The 20038-nt window shown below is 62.0% G+C and carries 16 protein-coding genes; 9 read left to right on the top strand and 7 right to left on the bottom strand.

The annotated features are described in order from the left end of the window. Window positions 1-78: 78 nt before the first annotated feature. Window positions 79-2574, top strand: coding sequence for a UvrD-helicase domain-containing protein (locus ACZYR5_RS13300; RefSeq protein WP_489090433.1), 2496 nt, complete (start codon window positions 79-81; stop codon window positions 2572-2574). A 3-nt stretch (window positions 2575-2577) separates the two neighbouring features. Here the strand turns inward: ACZYR5_RS13300 and ACZYR5_RS13305 are convergent, their stop codons facing one another. Then, window positions 2578-2853 carry a DUF1652 domain-containing protein gene (locus ACZYR5_RS13305; RefSeq protein WP_489090807.1) on the bottom strand — a complete coding sequence of 92 codons (276 nt, stop codon included), beginning with the start codon at window positions 2851-2853 and terminating at the stop codon, window positions 2578-2580. A 222-nt stretch (window positions 2854-3075) separates the two neighbouring features. On the opposite strand from ACZYR5_RS13305, the gene ACZYR5_RS13310 reads away from it, so the two are divergent. From ACZYR5_RS13310 to ACZYR5_RS13330, 5 genes are all read left to right on the top strand, one after another. After that, window positions 3076-3891, top strand: coding sequence for a helix-turn-helix domain-containing protein (locus tag ACZYR5_RS13310; RefSeq protein ID WP_489090434.1), 816 nt, complete (start codon window positions 3076-3078; stop codon window positions 3889-3891). A 51-nt stretch (window positions 3892-3942) separates the two neighbouring features. Continuing rightward, complete coding sequence (locus ACZYR5_RS13315) at window positions 3943-5349, top strand: NAD(P)/FAD-dependent oxidoreductase (RefSeq protein ID WP_489090435.1); 1407 nt, start codon at window positions 3943-3945, stop codon at window positions 5347-5349. Between the two features lie 29 nt (window positions 5350-5378). Then, window positions 5379-5720 (top strand): cupin domain-containing protein, encoded by a 342-nt coding sequence (locus ACZYR5_RS13320; protein WP_489090436.1) that lies wholly within the window; start codon window positions 5379-5381, stop codon window positions 5718-5720. A 52-nt stretch (window positions 5721-5772) separates the two neighbouring features. After that, complete coding sequence (locus tag ACZYR5_RS13325; protein WP_489090437.1) at window positions 5773-6867, top strand: polyamine ABC transporter substrate-binding protein; 1095 nt, start codon at window positions 5773-5775, stop codon at window positions 6865-6867. A gap of 193 nt (window positions 6868-7060) precedes the next feature. Continuing rightward, window positions 7061-7615 (top strand): hypothetical protein, encoded by a 555-nt coding sequence (locus ACZYR5_RS13330; protein WP_489090438.1) that lies wholly within the window; start codon window positions 7061-7063, stop codon window positions 7613-7615. A 58-nt stretch (window positions 7616-7673) separates the two neighbouring features. Here ACZYR5_RS13330 and ACZYR5_RS13335 read toward each other — a convergent pair whose 3' ends face one another. Further along, the gene (locus ACZYR5_RS13335; RefSeq protein ID WP_489090439.1) at window positions 7674-7898 is read right to left on the bottom strand and encodes a YgdI/YgdR family lipoprotein; all 225 of its coding nucleotides are present in this window, start codon (window positions 7896-7898) and stop codon (window positions 7674-7676) included. A 184-nt stretch (window positions 7899-8082) separates the two neighbouring features. On the opposite strand from ACZYR5_RS13335, the gene ACZYR5_RS13340 reads away from it, so the two are divergent. Further along, complete coding sequence (locus ACZYR5_RS13340) at window positions 8083-9735, top strand: VRR-NUC domain-containing protein (protein ID WP_489090440.1); 1653 nt, start codon at window positions 8083-8085, stop codon at window positions 9733-9735. After that, window positions 9732-11993, top strand: coding sequence for an ATP-dependent DNA helicase (locus ACZYR5_RS13345; RefSeq protein WP_489090441.1), 2262 nt, complete (start codon window positions 9732-9734; stop codon window positions 11991-11993). Before ACZYR5_RS13340 ends, ACZYR5_RS13345 begins: the two co-directional genes overlap by 4 nt. A 73-nt stretch (window positions 11994-12066) precedes the next feature. Here the strand turns inward: ACZYR5_RS13345 and ACZYR5_RS13350 are convergent, their stop codons facing one another. The 3 genes from ACZYR5_RS13350 to ACZYR5_RS13360 form a co-directional block, all read right to left on the bottom strand. Further along, the gene (locus ACZYR5_RS13350; protein WP_489090442.1) at window positions 12067-13380 is read right to left on the bottom strand and encodes an NAD(P)/FAD-dependent oxidoreductase; all 1314 of its coding nucleotides are present in this window, start codon (window positions 13378-13380) and stop codon (window positions 12067-12069) included. Further along, window positions 13377-14465 carry a polyamine ABC transporter substrate-binding protein gene (locus ACZYR5_RS13355; protein ID WP_489090443.1) on the bottom strand — a complete coding sequence of 363 codons (1089 nt, stop codon included), beginning with the start codon at window positions 14463-14465 and terminating at the stop codon, window positions 13377-13379. The genes ACZYR5_RS13350 and ACZYR5_RS13355 overlap by 4 nt, the downstream gene beginning before the upstream one ends. A gap of 162 nt (window positions 14466-14627) precedes the next feature. Continuing rightward, entirely contained in the window at window positions 14628-15986 is a 1359-nt protein-coding gene (locus ACZYR5_RS13360; RefSeq protein WP_489090444.1) for a glutamine synthetase family protein, read from the bottom strand. A gap of 162 nt (window positions 15987-16148) precedes the next feature. Here ACZYR5_RS13360 and ACZYR5_RS13365 point away from each other — a divergent pair, with 162 nt between their 5' ends. Next, window positions 16149-17081 (top strand): helix-turn-helix domain-containing protein, encoded by a 933-nt coding sequence (locus tag ACZYR5_RS13365; protein WP_489090445.1) that lies wholly within the window; start codon window positions 16149-16151, stop codon window positions 17079-17081. Here ACZYR5_RS13365 and ACZYR5_RS13370 read toward each other — a convergent pair. After that, on the bottom strand, window positions 17078-17671 hold the full coding sequence (locus ACZYR5_RS13370; protein WP_489090446.1) for a cupin domain-containing protein: 594 nt from the start codon (window positions 17669-17671) through the stop codon (window positions 17078-17080). The genes ACZYR5_RS13365 and ACZYR5_RS13370 overlap by 4 nt on opposite strands. Window positions 17672-18007: 336 nt before the next feature. Then, entirely contained in the window at window positions 18008-19963 is a 1956-nt protein-coding gene (locus tag ACZYR5_RS13375; RefSeq protein WP_489090447.1) for an oxidoreductase, read from the bottom strand. Window positions 19964-20038: the final 75 nt, after the last annotated feature.

Raw genomic sequence — 20038 nt, forward strand, 5'->3', positions numbered from 1 at the left:
ATCGACAAGCATTTGACTAGAACTCAACGGCAAATGCAGACACCATAGCCAACAACAGCCTCACACCCTGGAGTCAGCGTGCCGCGTCACATCCCCGATCTTCCTCCCGAGCTTTTGCCCCTGGCCGAGATGCCCTGGTTCAAACGCCTGGCCGCGCGTTTCTTCGGCCATGGCCTGACACGCCTGCGCGCCCAGCACCGCGCGTCGTGGCTGCACGGTCAGGCCGACGGCTTTCGCAGCGGCCATACCGCGGGCGTCGACTACGGCTTCAAGGAAGGCAAGGCCGAAGGCCTGGAAGAAGGGCGGCAGGTCCTGCTGATTCGCGACAGCCGTTGCACCGAGCACCCGGCGCCCAAGGTTGACGAGCACCTGTTCGATGATTGGCGGTTGCCACTGACGGCCGACATCAAGAAGCGCATGAAAGCCGACGTGGCGCGCCTGCTGTCAGCGAACGGGCAACCGAGTGCGGCGCAATGGAAGATGATCTTCAGCGATACGCCGTCAACCTCGGTGATCGCCGGGGCAGGCGCCGGCAAGTCGAGCACTTTGGCGCTACGCATCGTATTACTGGTGCACTACCTCGGTTTCGAGCTCGATTCGCTGACCGTGGTGACGTTCACTCGCGAATCGCGCAAGGACTTCATCAACAAGCTGATCGATCTGTTCGGCCTGTGGCAGCGCCCGCTGGATCAGAAGGCGGCGCGCGAACTGGTGCGCACCTTTCACTCGAGGATCCTGCCGATGGTCCGCAGCCTGCCGGGTTTCGAGCGTCTGCAAGCCTTCGAAAACCTCAACGAACGTTCACTTTTCGACGACGCCGAAGGCGACAGCAATCCGTTCGACCTGCGCATCAACGACACTCAGCGCCAGCGCCTCAACGCCTGCTTCCATCGTCTGTTCACCGACAATCAGCGCTTTCGTGAGCTGATTACGCCTTTATCGCGCCATGCCCTGCAGCTCAAGGAGCTGGAGCGCGACCACCCAGACGTGCAGAAACGCATGGCGGTGACCGAACTGGCGGCCAAGCGCGACGAAGAACTCTGCGATACCGTCGAGGACCTGTGGCTGCGCGCCGGTGCCTGGCCGATCAAGGGCATCGAACCCAAGCGTCAAACCTTCGAAATCAATGGCTCGACCTTCCATTGCCATGGCTACATTCCTTCGCTGGATGCCTGGGTGGTATTGGGTTTCGATCCCCGGGAAAACCCCCAGCTCTGCCGGCCAAACGCCAAGCTGACGGTGCGCGCGGAATGGGCGGTAAAGCGCACCCTGTTTCAAGCTTTCTGTCGTAAGCCATTGATTTGGTTGGATGTTTACGAGTCATCTAAACGGGTGCTCGGTACTCTGGCCGGTGATGCCAGCGCCGGTCCCGGCTTCGATTACAAGGTCAAGGGGGAGCTGGCCAGCGCGCCGTTGCTCGATTGTTTTGTCGCGGCGGCAAGCTTTATCGAGAACCTCGGCCTGGATGTGCCTGCGGCAGTCGGCCAGATGGCCTTCGCCAAGGACGATCCGGACCGGTTTTTCTTCGAGGCGCTGAGTCTGTTCTGGCGCGCCTTCGAAGACCACCTGCTGGATCAGTCGCCGCCGGTCATGACCTATAACCGCATGTTCGCGCTGTTCAGCGAGCACTCGCCGGAAAACCTCAAGCTGTTGCCGGATGACCTGCTGCGACCGATGTCGCACTTGATGATCGACGAATTCCAGGACGTTTCGCCGCAGATCGTCTCGTGGATTCGCGCCACCCTGGGTGAGATTCGCCGACGCGGCCCGGCCATGCACGTCGGGCGCGGGGCCCAGCGCTCGTCGCTGCTGTGCGTCGGCGATGACTGGCAATCGATCTACGGCTGGCGCGGCAGCTCGCCCAAGTACTTTATGGAGTTCAACAAGGAATTCCCTTCACCGAGCACCACCCGGGTGATGCTCAGCGATAACTACCGCAGCCACCAGCACATCATTGATGCTGCCGAGCACATTGTGCGCGCGGCGCCGGCCATCCCGGGCAAGAAAGCCAAGGCTTGCGGCGAGGTGGGGGAATTGTGGCCGGTCAACATCCATGATCGTGATGAAGTCGCCCTCGCTCAGCGCCTGGCCGAACACTATCGAAACGGCGATTCAATCTTGATGTTGTATCGAAAAGGCAGCGATAAGCTATTGATAGAAAAGCATATTTCATCTGTAGTTAATGTTGATTCTAGCTTGCCGTACCCACAGCGGCGCCTCAAACAATTGACCTACCACAGTGCCAAGGGGCTGCAGGCCGATGCGGTATTCCTGTTGGGCGATTGCCAGCACCTGACCAGTTCACCCTACAAGAACCAGGTCTATCGCATGGCGGGACTCGGCAAGGACGGTGACGCCGAGCCGTACGACAGCGCGCAGAAAGACGAGATCCTGCGCCTGGCCTATGTCGGAATTACCCGGGCGGTGAAGCATTGTCATTGGTACGTTGACGCTCAGGAGGGCACGGCGGTGAATATGCCCAGGGCCTCTGACCGAATCCCTGCCGGCAAGCCGTTTTTTGCTGATCTACGCAATGCTGGCAACGAACCGGCGCGCCAGGGGCGGCAACGCTAGCGCTCAGGCAATGTGCCGGAGCGCGGCGGGGGGAATGAATGCTTCCAGTTCATCCTCGACCGCTTCGATGATGCGCTCGACGTCAGCGGCATTCATCACCGTGGCGCAGGGAATGCCGGCGATGGCAATCAGGGTTTCGCCGCTGACCCGATCAAACAGCCGGGCGATCATGCTGCCCGGCGCATCCATGTGCGCTTCGAAGCCCACGGGATGGAAATGCCAGCGCATCAACTGGCAGGCGTTGGGGAATGTCACCTTGCTGAACGAAGCCCTGTTCATCTGTTGCCCACCTTCGACATCGAGCCGTTCCGTCAACTCATGGGAGGAGAGAAGTGCCATCAATGGCCCAACCGCTTGAATGATCAAAAATAGCATTCATTTTCATGGGTGTTGCCGGGTTTTTAAGCTCGATTGGCGATAGATTACGGTTCTTTGCGCTGCATCACGTTCCGTGCTGTGATTGCGCCCGGCAAGCTCGTCATTTACCTCGTTGAGAACGTCATGTCCGTCCCTGAAGATGGCCCCCTGCAAACCCAGGCCACCGGTGAAACCGTGTTGCGCTATCACCTGTGCTGGAAAAACCGCGACCTCGACGGCGTCATGGCGCTGTACCACCCGGACATCCAGTACCACGACTTTTTCCAGAACCTGGTGCTGGGCCTGAGTGAGCTGCGCGAGTACGTGCGCAGCAGCATGCCGCGCGACCCGCAGGAGGCGCTGGAGCATTCCGACCGGATTCGCCTCGACGGCGATACCGCCTTCATTCAGTACCGCATGACCTTGCGCGGTGGCGAAGGGCTGGTGTCGTTTCGCTCCAGCGAAGCCATTACCGTGCGCGACGGATTGATCTGGCAGGTCAATGAATACGCCTCGCTGGTCCGTGAGCAGCCTTCCAGCCGGGCGCCGGCCAGCAGTCGCCCGGCGGCCAGTCGCCTGGGGTTGTCGCCACGGCAACTGAGCTTTATGGCGCAGGACCTGCAGCAGTATTTCGAGCGCCAGCAACCCTATCTCGACCCGCAGCTGGACCTGCAGCGGGTGGCCGAGGCCTGTGGTTACAGCCGCAACCAGCTGTCCTATCTGTTCAATCAGGTGCTGGGCCAGAGTTTCTACCGGTACGTCAACCAGGCGCGCTTGCGCCATTTGCTGGCGGCGCTGGAACACGCCACGCCGCCGCTGCGCACCGACGAACTGGCCTTCGCCGCAGGTTTCAATTCACTGTCGGCGTTCTACAGTTGTTTTCGCCAGCACACCGGCCTGTCGCCCAAGGCCTATGTGCAGCAAATTTCCTTGCGTGCACGCGCGCAAGACAAGCCCTGAGGCCACGCACTAGGATCAACGCCATCGAAACTTTCAGTGGCGGAGACTTGCATGCCAGCGTGGCGCTCGATCAGTTTATGGATGGACCAGCTCGAAGAGCCGCTGCTGCCGCGGCCAGCGCTGGAGCACGACCTGGATGTCGATGTGGCGATCATCGGCGCAGGCTACACCGGGCTCTGGACCGCCTACTACCTCAAGCGCCAGGCGCCGGAACTGAACATCGCCATCGTCGAGGCGCAAATCGCCGGTTTTGGCGCTTCTGGCCGTAACGGCGGCTGGCTGATGGGCAATCTGCTGGGCGAAGACCGGCTGTTGGCCGGGCTGCCTGCCGAACAGCGGCGCGAGTCCTTCGATCTGCTGCACGGCATTCCTGATGAAGTAGAGATCGTCATCGAACGTGAAGGCATCGACTGTGATTACCGCAAGGGCGGTGTGCTCTATTGCGCTGCGCGCTACCCGGAGCAGGAGTACAGCCTGCGCGGTTATCTGGATGCCTTGTACGCCCAGGGTCTGAACGAGGCCGACTACCGCTGGTTGAGCCCTGAACAGCTTGAACAGCAGTTGCGCGTCGCCAAGCCTTACGGCGGCATTTTTGCCCCGCACTGCGCGACCATTCAGCCGGCCAAACTGGTGCGTGGCCTGGCCCGTACGGTCGAGCGCATGGGGGTAAAGATCTATGAAAACAGCCCGGTGACGGCCTGGCAGTCCGGTAGCGTGCGCACCGCCAAAGCCAACGTGCGCAGCCGTTGGGTGGTGCCAGCGGTGGAAGGCTATGCCGTGTCGTTGGGATCCTTGGGCCGTTATCAGTTACCGGTGCAAAGCCTGCTGGTGGCCACCGAACCGCTGTCGGCAGCCACTTGGGAAACCATCGGCCTTGAGCGGGGTCAGGCGTTCAGCGAGAGCAGCCGTCAGGTCACGTACGGCCAGCGCACTGCCGACAATCGCCTGGTGTTCGGTGCCCGTGGGGGTTACCAGTTCGGCGGCAAATTGCGCCACAACTTCGACCTGACCAGCAGTGAGGTCGAATTGCGGCGCTACCTGTTCGGTGAGCTGTTCCCGCAGTTGAAAAACGTGCAGATCAGCCATTCCTGGGGCGGCAACCTGGGCATGTCCCGCCGCTTCAAGCCGCACATGCTCTGTGACCAGCGCACTGGCATCGCGCTGTCAGGCGGCTATGGCGGCGAAGGCGTCGGCGCCAGCAACCTTGGCGGCCGCACCCTGGCCGAGCTGATCCTGGGCCGCGACAGTGAGTTGGTCCACCAGCCCTGGGTCATCCCCGAAGGCGGTCTCGATGCGCTGCGCGCCTGGGAACCCGAGCCGCTGCGCTGGCTGGGCTACAACGCGATCATCCGCAGCTTTGTCCATGAAGATCAGGTCCTGGCCAATCCCGACAGTGCGCCCTGGCGGCGCAAGTTGGCGATGGGGGTGGCGGGGTTCATGGAAGGTTTCATGCACTAAAAGCGTTCAATTCAACGACAGGTATCAGCATGAGTATTACCCAGTTCAAGAACACCTCCCACGTCAGTCTGGATGAATCGGCGCCGGTTGCCGTGCCCCTGGGCGAGCCGGTCGCCATCACCTCGAGCACCAGCGTCGAACGCAGCGATGGCGTCGAAACGGGCATCTGGGAGTGCACCCCGGGCCGTTGGCGGCGGCAGATCGTTGCCCAGGAGTTCTGCCATTTCATCCAGGGCCGCTGCACCTTCACCCCGGACAATGGCGAAACCCTGCATATAGAAGCGGGCGATGCACTGATGTTGCCTGCCAATAGCACCGGTATCTGGGACATCCAGGAAACCGTGCGCAAGACCTACGTCTTGATTTTCTGATCCTCTGATCACCCGAAACCTGCCAATAACAACGCCATACAGGACTCGAATCATGATCCGCTTGCCCTACGCAGCTTTGTTGCTCGCCCCCTTGACCCTGGCCGCCACCTTCAGCCAGGCGGCCGAGACCGTGAAGGTCTACAACTGGTCGGACTACATCGCGCCAGACACGATGAAAAACTTCCAGAAAGAAACCGGCATCGGTTTCAGCTACGACGTCTACGACAGCAACGAAACCCTGGATGGCAAGTTGATGACAGGCAAGTCGGGGTATGACGTGGTGTTTCCCTCCAACCACTTCATGGCGCGGCAGATTGCCGGGGGCGCATTGAAGAAGCTCGACAAGAGCCAGTTGCCGAATTGGCAGAACCTCAATCCGGTGCTGCTCAAGGCCTTGCAGACCAACGATCCGGGCAACGAACATGGCTTCCCGTACCTGTGGGGCAGTACCGGGATTGGCTACAACGTGGCCAAGGTCAAGGCGGTATTGGGGGATAACGCCCCCGTGGACTCCTGGGACCTGATCTTCAAGCCGGAGAACATGCAGAAGCTGCAGAAATGCGGGGTGGCGATTCTCGACAACGGTCCGGAGCTGTTACCGGCGGCCTTGAATTATCTCGGTCTGCCGCACCACAGCAAGGACCCGGCGGACTACAAGAAAGCCGAAGCCCTGCTGATGAAAGTGCGGCCATACGTCAGCTATTTCCATTCATCCAAGTACACCAGCGACCTGGCCAACGGCGATATCTGCGTTGCGGTGGGCTTCTCCGGTGACATCCTGCAAGCGGAAAGTCGCGCCAAAGAGGCCAACAACGGCGTCGAAATCGGCTACGCCATTCCCAAGGAAGGCGCGGCGATCTGGTTCGATATGGTGGCAATGCCGGCGGACGCACCGGACGAGAAGGCCGGCTACGCCTTCATGAACTACCTGCTGCGCCCGGACGTAATGGCCAGCATCAGCAATCACGTGCATTACGCCAATGGAAACCAGGCGGCCGACAGCCTGGTCGACCCAGCGATCAAAAGCGACACCAAGGTCTACCCGAGCCCGGAGATGATGGGCAAGTTGTTCGCTCTCGAAGCCATGCCGCTGAATATCGATCGGATTCGTACGCGCTTGTGGAACAAGATCCGAACCGGCAGTTGAGTGGACTCAATCCTCCTTGCGGATGGTGGCCACATCATCCGCCTTGACCTTCGCCCCGGAAATGCGCTGAAAGTTTTATCGAACTGGCTGGGTTATTTCGAATGGGTATTAAAAACTGTCAATACTGACAGTGTCGTGATCGTAAGCGAGGTCCACATAATGCGCTCTCCATCCAGCAAAGCGGAGAACGATTATGAACACTCACATGGGAGAGTTTGGCAGCGACACTCTGGATCAATTGACGAAAAACGTCCGCGTGCTGCTTGAAGCATGGGCAGATCAATTCGATCGCGCGCCCATCTGGACGCTGGACGTTGTATTGCGTGGCGCAAATCGTGGGAAGTGGAAGATTACAATCAGCCTGGGCAGTGCCAAAAACACCATGGCGCTCGACAAACTGGTAAAAGAATTTTATGACCGGGCAACTATTGCTGGCCTTGCTCGTGCTACCGACCCAGTTCTCTCCGCACAGCAGCGAAAGAATATGGCCTATCACTATGGAAAAGAGACCTTTGATAGCGATGCCCCCTACAAAGAGATCCCTGCTATGTCTTCTTATTCCCCGCCCGCGGCCAGAAGTACAGGAGCGGACGAAGATGTCGCTGCCCTCGTGCTGGACGATGGCAGTGGGGGGATAGATCTACGCGCATTGGAATTCGATCGGATCATGCGGGAAGATTTCAGTAGCTTCGATCGCTGCGTCGAATGCAGTGAGAAAGTGGCAAAGGTCCAGATTACAAAAATCTAGTGGGCGGCCGACAGTCCGACACGCCCACACTCATCAGTGGCGGCTTTCAAGTTACCGCTCAATCCTCCTTGCGGATGGTGGCCACATCATCCGCCTTGACCTTGACCTTCGCCCCGGAAATGTCCCGGAACTCGACGAAGCCCGTATCGTCGCTGGTCCTGGGCATGTCCTCGGTGAGGTACTGAGTACCGTTCTGCAGGGTCACTACCGTCGGTGTCGAGCAACCGGCCAGCGCCAGCAGGGCGGTGAGGGCCAAAGGCGCGCTGAGTGTGCGGATGTTCATGTCGTAATCTCTCGTTGCCTGAATATCGTCTGACTGTTTGGTCCTGAGTTCTTCAGGAAAGTTCGCTTACCCCCTGAAAATGCAGGTGAAACCGCCATTGATCCCTTTGCGGTTGCCAGCGCGGCGTGAAAGCTGATATCTGTATGCATAACCAGTATTCATTTCGCCATGGCCCTTTCTACTTGTGACCGCCAATCCGCTCGAAGATCCGTTCTACTATCTGAATAACTTCCGGCAGGTGCTTGCCTGGCTGGAGCAACGCTATGCCGACGTGCTGAGCCCGCAGGAACAAGCCTTCATCGACAGTTTTGCCGAGCTGCCCCGTGCGTCCCAGGCGCTGCTGGTGCGGATGGTCATGCGCAAGGGCGAGCATTTTCGCCTGGGCAAGCTGCAGTACGCGGAAATCGGCGACCCGGCGCTGGCGGTCGAGCCGCTGTTGGCGTTGGGGTGGGTCGACGAACAGGCGCCATTGAGCCTCGATCAGGTATTCGACGTACTGCTCAAGACAGAAATTCTCGCCTGCTTCGGCACGGCCATCGAACAGCCCAAGGCGAAAAAAAGCCAATGGCTGGAAGATTTGCGTTTGCGCCTGGACCCACCGCAGGCACTGAAAGCCTGGTACCCGGAACTGGACGATCGCTTGTTCAGCCTGACCATCATGGCGCTGTGCGATCGCCTGCGGCTGATGTTCTTCGGCAACCTCTATCAGGACTGGTCGGAGTTCGTCCTGGCTGACCTCGGTATCTTTACCTACGAGAAGGTCGAGATCGGCAGCGAGTCCCGGGGCTTGCGCAGTCGGGATGACGTCGATGCCTTCCTCTATCTGCATGAATGCCAGCAGCGCTTCGAGGCTGGCGAGGCACTGGACGAGGTGGTGGCGCAGATTGTTGCGCTGGACACCGCCAACCCCTGGCTGGAGCGGCGTCGCGCTAAATTGCTGTTCCAGCTGGGCCAGCATTGTGAGCGGGTGGCCGATTGGCCGGCGGCGCTGGGCCTCTATCGCCAGAGTGCTTACCCCGGCGCGCGGGGGCGGTTGATCCGGGTGCTGGAGCGTTGCGCCGAATACGAATTGGCGCTGGCGCTGGCCACCGAGGCCGAGCGGGCGCCGCAGAGCGCTGCCGAGCTGCAGCAACTGGCGCGGGTGTTGCCACGCTTGCGGCGCAAGCTCGGCGGGCCGCCCACACCACGGCCCAAGCCCCGGCAAATGGAACGTCTGGACCTCGAGCTGCTGCGGGTCGACCCGGCGTTGTCGGTGGAGTTTCATGTGCAGGCCCACCTCCATCAGCCGGATGCCCCGGTGCACTACGTCGAGAACAGCCTGATCAACTCGCTGTTCGGCCTGTTGTGCTGGCCGGCAATTTTTGCGCCGCTGCCCGGGGCCTTTTTCCACCCGTTCCAGCGCGGTCCGGTGGACCTGTTGAGCGAGGATTTCCAGACCCGCCGCAGCGAACTGTTCCAGGCCTGCCTGGCGGAGCTGGACGATGGCCGCTACCGCGATACCCTGCGCCAGCGTTTTCGCGACAAGGCCGGGGTGCAGTCGCCGTTCCTGTTCTGGGGCGTCTTGACCGCAGAACTACTGGAACAGGCGCTGCTGTGTTTGCCCGCCGAGCACCTGCGGCACTGGTTCGAACGCCTGCTGCTGGACGTCAAGGCCAATCGCGCCGGGATGCCCGACCTGATCCAGTTCTGGCCCGAACAACGCCGCTACCGGATGATCGAGGTCAAGGGCCCGGGCGACCGGCTGCAGGATAACCAACTGCGCTGGCTGGAGTTCTGCCAGGAACACCAGATGCCGATTGCCGTGTGCTATGTGCAGTGGGCGGAACCCGCGGCGTGACGTATCGCATCGCCGTGCGGGCGTTATGCGAGTTCACCGCCAAGGCTGGCGACCTCGACCTGCGCTTCACCCCGTCGCCCACCGCCCTGGAGGGCATCGCCGGGCATCGCACCGTGGCCTCGCGGCGCAGCGCCAGCTACCAGAACGAGGTGGCCCTGCAAGGTGAATACCGCGAGCTGACGGTCAAGGGCAGGGCGGATGGCTACGACCCCGAGCAAAACCGCCTGGAGGAAATCAAGACCTACCGTGGCGACCTGCAACGGATGCCGGCCAACCACCGCCACCTGCACTGGGCCCAGGCGAAGATCTACGGTGCCTTGCTGTGCCAGACCCTGCAATTGCCGGTGGTCAATCTGGCATTGGTGTACTTCGACATCGTCAGTGAAAAGGAAACCAGCCTGGTCGAGACCTGGAGCGCCGAGGACCTGCAGGCATTTTTCCAGCAGCAATGTGAGTTGTTCCTGAAGTGGGCTGCGCAGGAAATGGCCCATCGTACGGCGCGTGACCAGGCGGCGCAGGGCTTGCGCTTCCCGCACCCGGATTTTCGCCCCGGTCAGCGCCATCTGGCGGAATCGGTGTTCAAGGCAGTCAGCACCGGGCGCTGCCTGATGGCACAAGCCACCACCGGCATCGGCAAAACCCTCGGCACCCTGTTTCCAATGCTCAAGGCCCTGGCGCCGCAGCAACTGGACAAACTGTGGTTTCTCACGGCCAAGACCCCGGGACGCAAATTGGCCCTGGACGCCGCCCAGGTGCTCATCGACAGCACCGAGACGTTACCGTTGCGGGTGCTGGAAATGGTTGCCCGCGACAAAAGCTGCGAGCACCTGGACAAGGCCTGCCATGGCGAATCCTGTCCGTTGGCCAAGGGCTTCTACGACCGCTTGCCCGCCGCCCGCCAAGCCGCCAGCCAGGTCGCGCTGCTGAACCAGGCGGCGCTGCGCGAGATCGCCCTGGCGCATCAGGTCTGTCCCTATTACCTCAGCCAGGAAATGGCGCGCTGGGCCGACCTGGTGGTCGCCGACTACAACTATTACTTCGATTTCAGTGCGCTGCTGTTCGGCCTCGGCCAGGCCAACCAGTGGAAGGTCGCGGTACTGGTGGACGAGGCGCATAACCTGGTGGAGCGCGGCCGGCAGATGTACAGCGCGAGCCTCGATCAGGGCAGTTTCAATGCCATGCGCAAGCTCGCACCCGAGGCGCTGAAGAAGAGCCTGCAACGGCTCAACCGCGAATGGAATGCGCTGCACAAGGAGCAGATCGCGGCCTATCAGGCTTACCCCAAGCCGCCGGACAGACTGCTGCAGGCCTTGTCGCTGTGCACCGCGGCCATCGGTGACTACCTCAACGACCATCCCCAGGGCCTGGACGGCGAGGTGCAACGTTTCTATTTCGACGCGCTGCAGTTCAACCGGGTCGCCGAGTTGTTCGACCAGCAGTTCCTGTTCGACATCAGCAAGCGCGAACCGAAGGCCGGGCGCAGCCTGTCGCAGCTGTGCCTGCGCAACGTGGTACCGGCCGGTTTCATCCGTCCACGGCTGACCGCGGCACGCAGCGTGGTGATGTTTTCCGCGACCCTCAATCCGCAGCGCTACTACGCCGACCTGCTGGGGCTGCCGGCGGACACGGTGTGGATCGACGTCGAATCACCGTTTCGCGCCGAGCAACTCAAGGTGCAGGTGGTCAGCCAGATTTCCACGCGCTTCGTCCATCGCCAGGCGTCGCTGGCGCCGATCGTCGAGTTGATGGCGCGCCAGTTCGAGGCGCGGGCGGGTAACTACCTGGCGTTTTTCAGCAGCTTCGACTACCTGCAACAAGTGGCGCAATTGTTCGCCCAGCGCTATCCGCACATTACCTTGTGGTCGCAGTCACGGGGCATGGACGAAGGCAGTCGCCAGGGGTTTCTCGAGCAATTCACCGAGTCCAGCCAGGGCATTGGTTTTGCCGTGCTTGGCGGGGCGTTTGGCGAGGGTATCGATTTGCCCGGGGCGCGTTTGATTGGCGCGTTTATCGCGACCCTCGGGCTGGCGCAATTGAACCCGGTCAACGAGCAGCTCAAGCAGCGCATGGCGATGATGTTCGGTGCCGGCTATGACTACACCTATCTGTATCCGGGCCTGCAAAAGGTTGTGCAGGCAGCTGGAAGGGTAATCCGCACCCAGCAGGACCAGGGCGTGGTGATGTTGATCGATGACCGCTTTGCCGAGCCGAAGGTGCAGCGGTTGTTGCCGGGGTGGTGGTCGGTGGGTGGTGGTTAGGGTAAGCCCTGTAGACCGCCCATCTGCCGGGCCCTGTAGGAGCTGGCAAGCCAGCTCCTACGGGTTGCTGCCATCAGCCCAGCATCTCCTTCACCCGATACCACGCCATCCCCAACGCCAGCAGCGGCGTGCGCAACGCACGCCCACCAGGAAAGGTCAGGTGCGGCACTGCACTGAACACATCCAGGCCCTGGCTGTGGCCGGCGTGGATCGCCTCGCCCAGCAGGCGCGCGCACCAGTGGGTGACGTTCAGCCCGTGCCCGGAGTATCCCTGGGCGTAATACACATTGGGGTGCGCCTGCAAGCGACCGACCTGGGGAAAGCGGTTGGCGGAAATGCCGATCCGGCCGCCCCATTGGTAGTCGATCCGGGTATTGGCCAACTGCGGGAACACCTTGAGCATCTGCGGACGCATGTACGCAGCGATGTCTGCCGGATCGCGCCCGGAGTAGTGGCAGGCGCCGCCGAACAGCAAGCGCCGGTCCGCCGAGAGCCGGTAGTAGTCGAGCCCGACTTTCTGGTCACAGAGCGCCAGGTTCTGCGGGATCAACTCAGCAGCCTGCTGCTGCGTCAGCGGCTCGGTGGCGATGATGTAACTGCCTGCGGGCAGCACCTTGCCGCTGAGCTTTGGCTCCAGTTCTTCCAGATGCGCGTTGCAGGCCAGCACCAGATGCCCGGCACGCACCGTCCCCGTGGCACATCGCACCCGGACTGTGCTGCCGTGGACAATCTCCAGCACCGGGCTCTGCTCGAAGACCCGCACCCCCAGCGCTTCGGCGACCTGCGCCTCGCCCAACACCAGGTTGAGCGGGTGCAGATGCCCTGAGCCCATGTCCACCAGGCCGCCGGCGTACACCGACGAATTCACCACCTGGCGCATGTCCTGCGCGGCTACAAGGCGGGTTTCGTGGGCATAACCCTGAGCTCGCAGACTGTCCTGCTCCTCCTTGAAGGCGGCAAATTGCGCCGGGGTGTTGGCCAGTTCGCAAAAGCCCCAGCGCAAGTCGCAATCGATGTCGTGGGCATTGATACGGTCGGCCACCACCTGCACCGACTCGATGCCGGCGCGCTCCAGATAACGCACGCCGTCTTCACCGACATAGCGGCTGAAGCCCGAGACGTCATGGCCGATGCCGCGAATCAGCTGCCCGCCGTTGCGCCCACTGGCGCCCCAGCCGATGCGCCGGGCTTCCAGCAGGATCACCGAGAGCCCGCGCTGGGCCAGTTCAATGGCCGTGTTGACGCCGGTAAAACCGCCGCCAATCACGCAGACATCGGCATCCAGATCACCGCTCAGCGCCGGGCGCGACTGCAAGCCCTTGGCGGTGGCGGCGTAGTAGGAGCGGGCGTGCTCCTGGGCCGGGTTGAGGTCAGTGAACTGATTCATTTGTTGGACTTCACTTTGCTCCAGGAACGGGTCATCAGGCGCATGATTTCCGGACTCGGGGTGGTCGAGATGTAGAGTTTGTCGAGCACGGCCTGGGGCGGATAGACCTCGGGATTGTTCACCAGCTCCTGGTCCATGAACGGCTTGGCCGCCGGGTTCGGGTTGGCGTAGCCCACGGTGGCGCTGACCTTGGCGATCACCTCGGGTTCGAGCAGGTAGTTGATGAACTCATAGGCTTGCTGCGGGTTGCCGGCATCGGCCGGGACGGCCAGCAGGTCGAACCACAGGTTGCTGCCTTCCTTGGGAATCGCGTAGGCGATATTGACGCCGTTCCCGGCTTCCTTGGCCCGGTTGGCGGCCTGGAACACATCGCCCGAGTAACCGAAGGCAATGCAGATATCACCGTTGGCCAGGTCCGAGACGTACTTGGAGGAGTGGAAGTAGGTGATGTACGGGCGCAGGGTCAGCAGCTTGGCTTCGGCTTTTTTATAGTCTTCGACTTTCTCGCTGCGCGGGTCCATGCCCATGTAGTTGAGGATCGCCGGGTAGACCTCGTCGGCCGAGTCCATCATCGACACGCCGCACTGGCTGAGTTTCTTCAGGTTTTCCGGCTCGAACATCACCGCCCACGAGTCGATGTGGTCGACCCCCAGCACCTGCTTGATCTTGTCGACGTTGTAGCCGATGCCGTTGGTGCCCCACAGGTACGGCACCGAGTGCGCGTTACCCGGGTCGTTTTTCTCCAGCAGGGTCAGCAGTTTCGGGTCGAGGTTCTTCCAGTTCGGCAGTTGCTCGCGGTCGAGCTTGAGGAACGCCCCGGCCTTGACCTGGCGGGCAAGGAAATGGTTGGAAGGCACCACCACGTCATAGCCGGTGCGCCCGGCGAGCAGCTTGCCTTCCAGGGTTTCGTTGGAGTCGAACACGTCATAGACCACCTTGACCCCGGTTTTCGCGGTGAAGTCGGCGAGGGTGGTTTCGCCGATGTAGTCGGTCCAGTTGTACACGCTGACACTGGGTTGGGCCTGGGCCACTGCGCTGCACAACAGCGCGAGGGTGGCGGGGACCAGGGTTTTCAATAGACGCATAACGACACCTCTTGGAATTATGGGTTTGTCTGGGGTGTTCACCGACACACCACTGTAGGAGCGAGCTTGCTCGCGATGGACTCGAGGACGCCGCGTCTCTTCAGGATGATCGCGTACCTTCGCTGGCAAGCCAGCTCCTACAGGGATCGGGGTTGGTTTGGGTTAGACGCTGAGCATCAGGAACTCACGCTCCCACGAGCTGATCACCCGCTTGAAGTTCTCATGCTCGGCGCGTTTGACCGCGACGTAGCCGCGCACGAACTTGCTGCCCAGGTAGCGTTCGATGGTCGCGCAGTCTTCCATGTGCGCCAGGGCGTCTTCGATGGTGATCGGCAGGCGCAGGTTGCGCCTCTCGTAGGCGCGGCCTTCGACGGCGGCGCTCGGTTCGATCTGTTCGATCATCCCCAGGTAACCGCAGAGCAGGCTGGCGGCGATTGCCAGGTAGGGGTTGGCGTCGGCGCCAGGCAGGCGGTTTTCCACGCGCATCGCTTCCGGGCTGGAAGTCGGCACTCGCAGGCCGACGGTGCGGTTTTCCATGCCCCATTCGACGTTGACCGGGGCCGAGGTGTCCGGCAGGAAGCGGCGGAACGAGTTCACGTTAGGGGCGAACATCGGCAGCAGTTTCGGGATGTATTTCTGCAGGCCGCCGATGTGGTGCAGGAACAGCTCGCTCATGCTGCCGTCGGCATTGGCGAAGATCGGCTTGCCGGTGACGCTGTCGACCACGCTCTGGTGCAGGTGCATGGCGCTGCCCGGCTCGTCGCCAATCGGCTTGGCCATGAAGGTCGCGGCAACGTTGTGCTTGAGCGCCGCTTCGCGCAGGGTGCGCTTGAACACGGTGATCTGGTCGGCGAGGTCGAGGGCGTCGCCGTGACGGAAGTTGATTTCCATCTGCGCCGGGCCGTCTTCGTGGATCAGCGTGTCGAGGTCCAGGCCCTGGGCTTCGCACCAGTCGTAGACGTCTTCGAACAGCGGGTCGAATTCGTTGGCGGCGTCGATGGAAAACGACTGCCGGCCACTTTCCGCACGACCCGAACGACCCAGCGGCGCCTTGAGTGGCAAGTCCGGGTCTTCACAGCGCTGGGTCAGGTAGAACTCCATTTCCGGCGCGACAATCGGCTGCCAGCCCTTGTCGGTGTACAGCTGCAGGACTTTCTTCAGCACGTTGCGCGGCGACAGCTCGATCGGGTTGCCGAACTTGTCGAAGGTGTCGTGGATCACGATGGCCGTCGGCTCGATCGCCCAAGGGATCACGTACACCGAGTCCGCCACCGGATTGCAGACCATGTCGATGTCGGCCGGATCGAGCAGGTCGTAGTAGATGTCGTCGTCGACAAAGTCCCCGGTTACCGTTTGCAACAGCACACTTTCCGGCAGGCGCATGCCTCGCTCATGCAGGAACTTGTTGGTGGGCGCTATCTTGCCGCGAGCGATACCGGTCAGGTCACTGACCACGCATTCGACTTCGGTAATCTTGTGATCTTTCAGCCAGGTGGAGAGCTGATCGAAAGGGGCGTTCATAAAGACCTCGTTATTGGTTTTATACCGCGCCAGGGTCCGGCAGGCTTTGCACAGAGGCTTCCCCTGAAGCGCGTTGAGGTCTATCTTGGGCGACAGTTATGGTCCTTATCTATCCACTTTCCGCAGCCGCAAAGCGCACCAAAAGAGTGCGCGGACTTTCTCATGACAGCGCCAAACCCGTTGCACGTGCAGGCTTTCACCACCGCCGATGTCGCCGACCAGATCCGTGCCACCCCTGGCTGGGTGCAGCACTACCAGCAGATGTCGCCGGGGCATTTCGCCGGCCGGGTGCGCTATCTCGACCTGCAGGGTGTGGAGATCTACGAGGAGTGCATGAACACCCGGGTCGAGCAGAATTTCAGCGCGCCACCGGGGGCGCTGGCGTTCTGTTTTGATCGCAGTGACAACGCGCTGTATGTGTTGAATGGCGAGTGTCGCAACATCTGGATCACCCCGGAGAACTACCAGGAAGTGGCCGTGGTGTTCGGTCCCGAGTTCGTGCAGCGTCATGGGTTGTCCAGCGAGCGCCTGGAGGGATTGTTCCTCGCGCCGCTCAATTGCCAGCAGAACGCGCTGTTCAGCCGCTGGCTCAGCGGCACCCTGACCCGACTCTCAGAGACCCTTGATCCGCCCAGCCGTGAAGTCCTCACCGAGCAATTGCTGGACGATTGCCTGTTCATCCTCGACAACGCCTGTGTGCGCCTCGACCCGGGCGCGTTGCAGCGTCGCGCCGGGGAGCGGGTGATCATGCAGCGAGTAGGCGAGTGGGCGGCGGACACCCCGGAAGAAAACCTCAACCTGCTGGAACTGGCCAGTGTCGCCGGGGTGTCCCTGCGTCAGTTGCAGCACGCCTTCAAGACATTCACCGGCATGGCGCCGAGCCAATGGCTGCGCCTGCGCCGCCTCAACAGCGCGCGCCGCGACCTGCTCAGCCGCGACCCCGAGCAAACCACTGTCGCCGAAGTGGCGATGCACTGGTCGTTCTGGCATTTGGGGCGTTTTTCCAGCAGCTACCGTGCCCTGTTCCAGGAGCTGCCCAGCGACACCCTCAAACGCGCACCGGTGGTGCAGGTCGCCGGAAGAGGGCGGCGCTAGAAAGTCGGCGGAGTAATCACCCAGATCACCACGGCATCTACCTCGCCGGGGTTGCCGTAGCGGTGCGGCTGCTGGCTGGGGAAGCTGAAGCTGTCGCCTTCGCTGAGCTGGAAATGTCGCTCGCCGACCCACAACTCGAAAGTGCCGGACAGCAGGTAGCCGGCTTCGTCGCCTTCGTGGCTGTAGCTCTGCTGGCTGTAGGTGCCGGGGGGGAAGCGCGAGTGGAGCATTTCCAGTTGGCGGTTGGGTTGCGGGGTGAGCAACTGGTCGACGATGCCGTCTTCGTAATGCACGCTCAGGCGACTGTTCTTGCGCACCACCACGCCGTCGTCTTCGGGAGCGGTGTTGGCTTCGCTGGCGAAGAACCACTGGATGGTCACACCCAGGCTGCGGGCGATATTGAACAACGCCGGGATCGACGGGTAGGCGAGGTTGCGCTCCAGTTGGCTGATGTAGCCGGCGGTCAATTCACTCAGCTGCGCCAACTGCGCCAGGGTCATGCCCCGACGCTTGCGCAGGCCACGGATGCGGGTGCCGAGGAAATGCGGTGAGGCGCTGTCGGGTTGGGGCGTGGTGGTGGTGGTGCTCATGCTTGATTCCGTACCAGAGGCTACGCTGCGCGAAAACCTGTAGGAGCGAGCTTGCTCGCGAAAGCGGTTGTCCAGCCAACTGAGATGTTGACTGCACTGGCCTCATCGCTGGCAAGCCAGCTCCCACAGTGTTTTGTAATGAACACAAATCCTGTGAACAACCCAAAACCCCTGTAGGAGCAGCCCGGGCGGCGTTCCGCTGCTCGCGATGGCGGTTGTCCAGCCAACAGAGATATTGACTGCACTGCCCTCATCGCTGGCAGGCCAGCTCCCACAGGTTTGTGAGGTTGCGCAGGACTGGAGGTGAACCCACAAAGCCCCGGAGTATAAACAGCCTCAAAGCTTCCAGGCGACTTTCAGTCCTTCATAAATCGCTTCTTCAGCCGTGCGCGGGGCCAGGCAGTCGCCGATCCGGCGGATCTGCACCAGGTCCTGCACCTCGCTGCCGAGCGTATCCACTGGTTGATGCCCCTGGCACAACACCAGGGTGTCGATGTTTTCCAGCAACATCGGCTCGCCGCTGGCGGTGTGTTGCAGGTACACCGTGTTGTCGTCGCAGCCATAGAGCCGGGCGTAGGGGGTGATCGGCACGCCGAGCTTGTGCAGCTCGCCGGCCAGTTGATCGCGCACGTACAGCGGCAGGTTTTCCCCGCAATGGGTGCCGTTGACCGCCAGTTGCACCTGATGCCCGGCGCGCACCAGGCGTTCGGCGATGCCGGGGCCGATCCAGTCGCAACGCCAGTCGACCACCACCACCGAACGGCCCACCTGCACTTCGTCGCGCAGCACCTGCCAGGCATCCACCACCTGCAATTCGCCACCGCGTTCGAAAGGCGGCCAATAGGGCTGGGCGCCGGTGGCGATGATCAGCACATCGGGTTTCTGCTGCTCCACCAGCGCTCGGTCGACCCGGGTATTGCGCACCACACGCACCCCGGCCAGCTCCATTTCACGCTGCAGGTTGGTGCTGGCACCGCCAAATTCAGCCCGGCGTGGCAGCAATTGCGCCAACAGCACCTGGCCGCCCAACTGCGCGCTGGCTTCGTACAGCGTTACTTCGTGTCCACGTTGAGCCGCCACGGCGGCGGCTTTCATCCCCGCCGGGCCACCGCCGGCAATCATCACTCGCTTGCGCCGTTGCGCCGGCTGGCGTTGCGCGTAGATCAACTCGCGGCCGGTTTCCGGGTGCTGGATGCAGGAAATCGGCAGGCCCTTGTGGAAGTGGCCGATGCACGCCTGATTGCAGGCGATGCAGGCGCGCACGTCTTCGGCGCGGCCGGCGTCGGTCTTGTTCGGCATCTGTGGATCGCAGATCAGTGCGCGGGTCATGCCGCAAACGTCGGCTTGGCCACGGGCGAGGATCAACTCGGCTTCCTGGGGCTGGTTGATGCGCCCGGTGACGAACAGCGGAACCGACAAACCGGCCTTGAAGGTCCCGGCTTCCCGGGCCAGATAGGCGGCTTCGATGGCCATCGGCGGCACGATGTGCACCGCGCCGCCCAAGGACGCCGAGGTGCCGGCGACGATGTGCACGTAATCCAGTTCGCCCTGCAGCGCTTGCACGGCGAGCAGCGATTCGTCTTCGGTCAGGCCTTCGGGGTCGCGCTCATCGGCCGAAATCCGCAGGCCGATGATGAACTGCTCGTCGGTGTTGGCACGCACGCAGGCGATCACTTCCCGCAGGAAACGCAGGCGCAGTTCGAGGTCGCCGTTGTAGCCATCGGTACGGCGGTTGACCCGTGGGTTGATGAATTGCGCCGGCAGGTAACCGTGGCTGGCAACCACCTCGACGCCATCGATCCCGGCCTGATGCAGACGCCGGGCTGCAGCGCCGTAACCGGCAACGATCTCATCGATCATCCCTTGGTCGAGCGCACGCGGCATCACCCGGAAACGCTCGTTGGGCACCGCCGACGGCGAGAAGGCCACCGCCAGCAGCCCATCGCTGGACTCCATGATTTCCCGACCCGGATGGAAAATCTGCGACAGCACCACGGTGCCGTGGGCATGGCAGGTTTCGGCCAAGGCGCGATAGCCGGCAATGCACGCATCATCGGTGGCCATCAGCACATGGGAGGTGTAGCGCGCACTGTCATGCACCCCGGCCACCTGCAACACAATCAACCCGACACCGCCTTCGGCACGCGCCCGGTGATAGGCGATCAACTGCTCGTTGACCAGGTTATCGGTGGGCATCGACGTGTCGTGACCGCTGGACATGATCCGGTTTTTCAGGCGCTTGCCACGGATCTGCAGCGGTTCGAACAGGTGGGCGAAGGCGGTGGACGACATGGTGCGCATACTCCAGTCAGGCTGATCCCCAGCATCCCCTGTAGGAGCGAGCTTGCTCGCGAAGAACTCGCAAAC

This window comes from Pseudomonas sp. F007, assembly GCF_057814275.1.

What these genes read in the sequence shown, in the direction of transcription:
- ACZYR5_RS13305 (WP_489090807.1), bottom strand. Translation starts at nt 2,853, where the DNA reads ATGAACAGGGCTTCGTTCAGCAAGGTGACATTCCCCAACGCCTGCCAG.
- ACZYR5_RS13310 (WP_489090434.1), top strand. Translation starts at nt 3,076, where the DNA reads ATGTCCGTCCCTGAAGATGGCCCCCTGCAAACCCAGGCCACCGGTGAA.
- ACZYR5_RS13315 (WP_489090435.1), top strand. Translation starts at nt 3,943, where the DNA reads ATGCCAGCGTGGCGCTCGATCAGTTTATGGATGGACCAGCTCGAAGAG.
- ACZYR5_RS13320 (WP_489090436.1), top strand. Translation starts at nt 5,379, where the DNA reads ATGAGTATTACCCAGTTCAAGAACACCTCCCACGTCAGTCTGGATGAA.
- ACZYR5_RS13325 (WP_489090437.1), top strand. Translation starts at nt 5,773, where the DNA reads ATGATCCGCTTGCCCTACGCAGCTTTGTTGCTCGCCCCCTTGACCCTG.
- ACZYR5_RS13330 (WP_489090438.1), top strand. Translation starts at nt 7,061, where the DNA reads ATGAACACTCACATGGGAGAGTTTGGCAGCGACACTCTGGATCAATTG.
- ACZYR5_RS13335 (WP_489090439.1), bottom strand. Translation starts at nt 7,898, where the DNA reads ATGAACATCCGCACACTCAGCGCGCCTTTGGCCCTCACCGCCCTGCTG.
- ACZYR5_RS13350 (WP_489090442.1), bottom strand. Translation starts at nt 13,380, where the DNA reads ATGAATCAGTTCACTGACCTCAACCCGGCCCAGGAGCACGCCCGCTCC.
- ACZYR5_RS13355 (WP_489090443.1), bottom strand. Translation starts at nt 14,465, where the DNA reads ATGCGTCTATTGAAAACCCTGGTCCCCGCCACCCTCGCGCTGTTGTGC.
- ACZYR5_RS13360 (WP_489090444.1), bottom strand. Translation starts at nt 15,986, where the DNA reads ATGAACGCCCCTTTCGATCAGCTCTCCACCTGGCTGAAAGATCACAAG.
- ACZYR5_RS13365 (WP_489090445.1), top strand. Translation starts at nt 16,149, where the DNA reads ATGACAGCGCCAAACCCGTTGCACGTGCAGGCTTTCACCACCGCCGAT.
- ACZYR5_RS13370 (WP_489090446.1), bottom strand. Translation starts at nt 17,671, where the DNA reads ATGAGCACCACCACCACCACGCCCCAACCCGACAGCGCCTCACCGCAT.
- ACZYR5_RS13375 (WP_489090447.1), bottom strand. Translation starts at nt 19,963, where the DNA reads ATGTCGTCCACCGCCTTCGCCCACCTGTTCGAACCGCTGCAGATCCGT.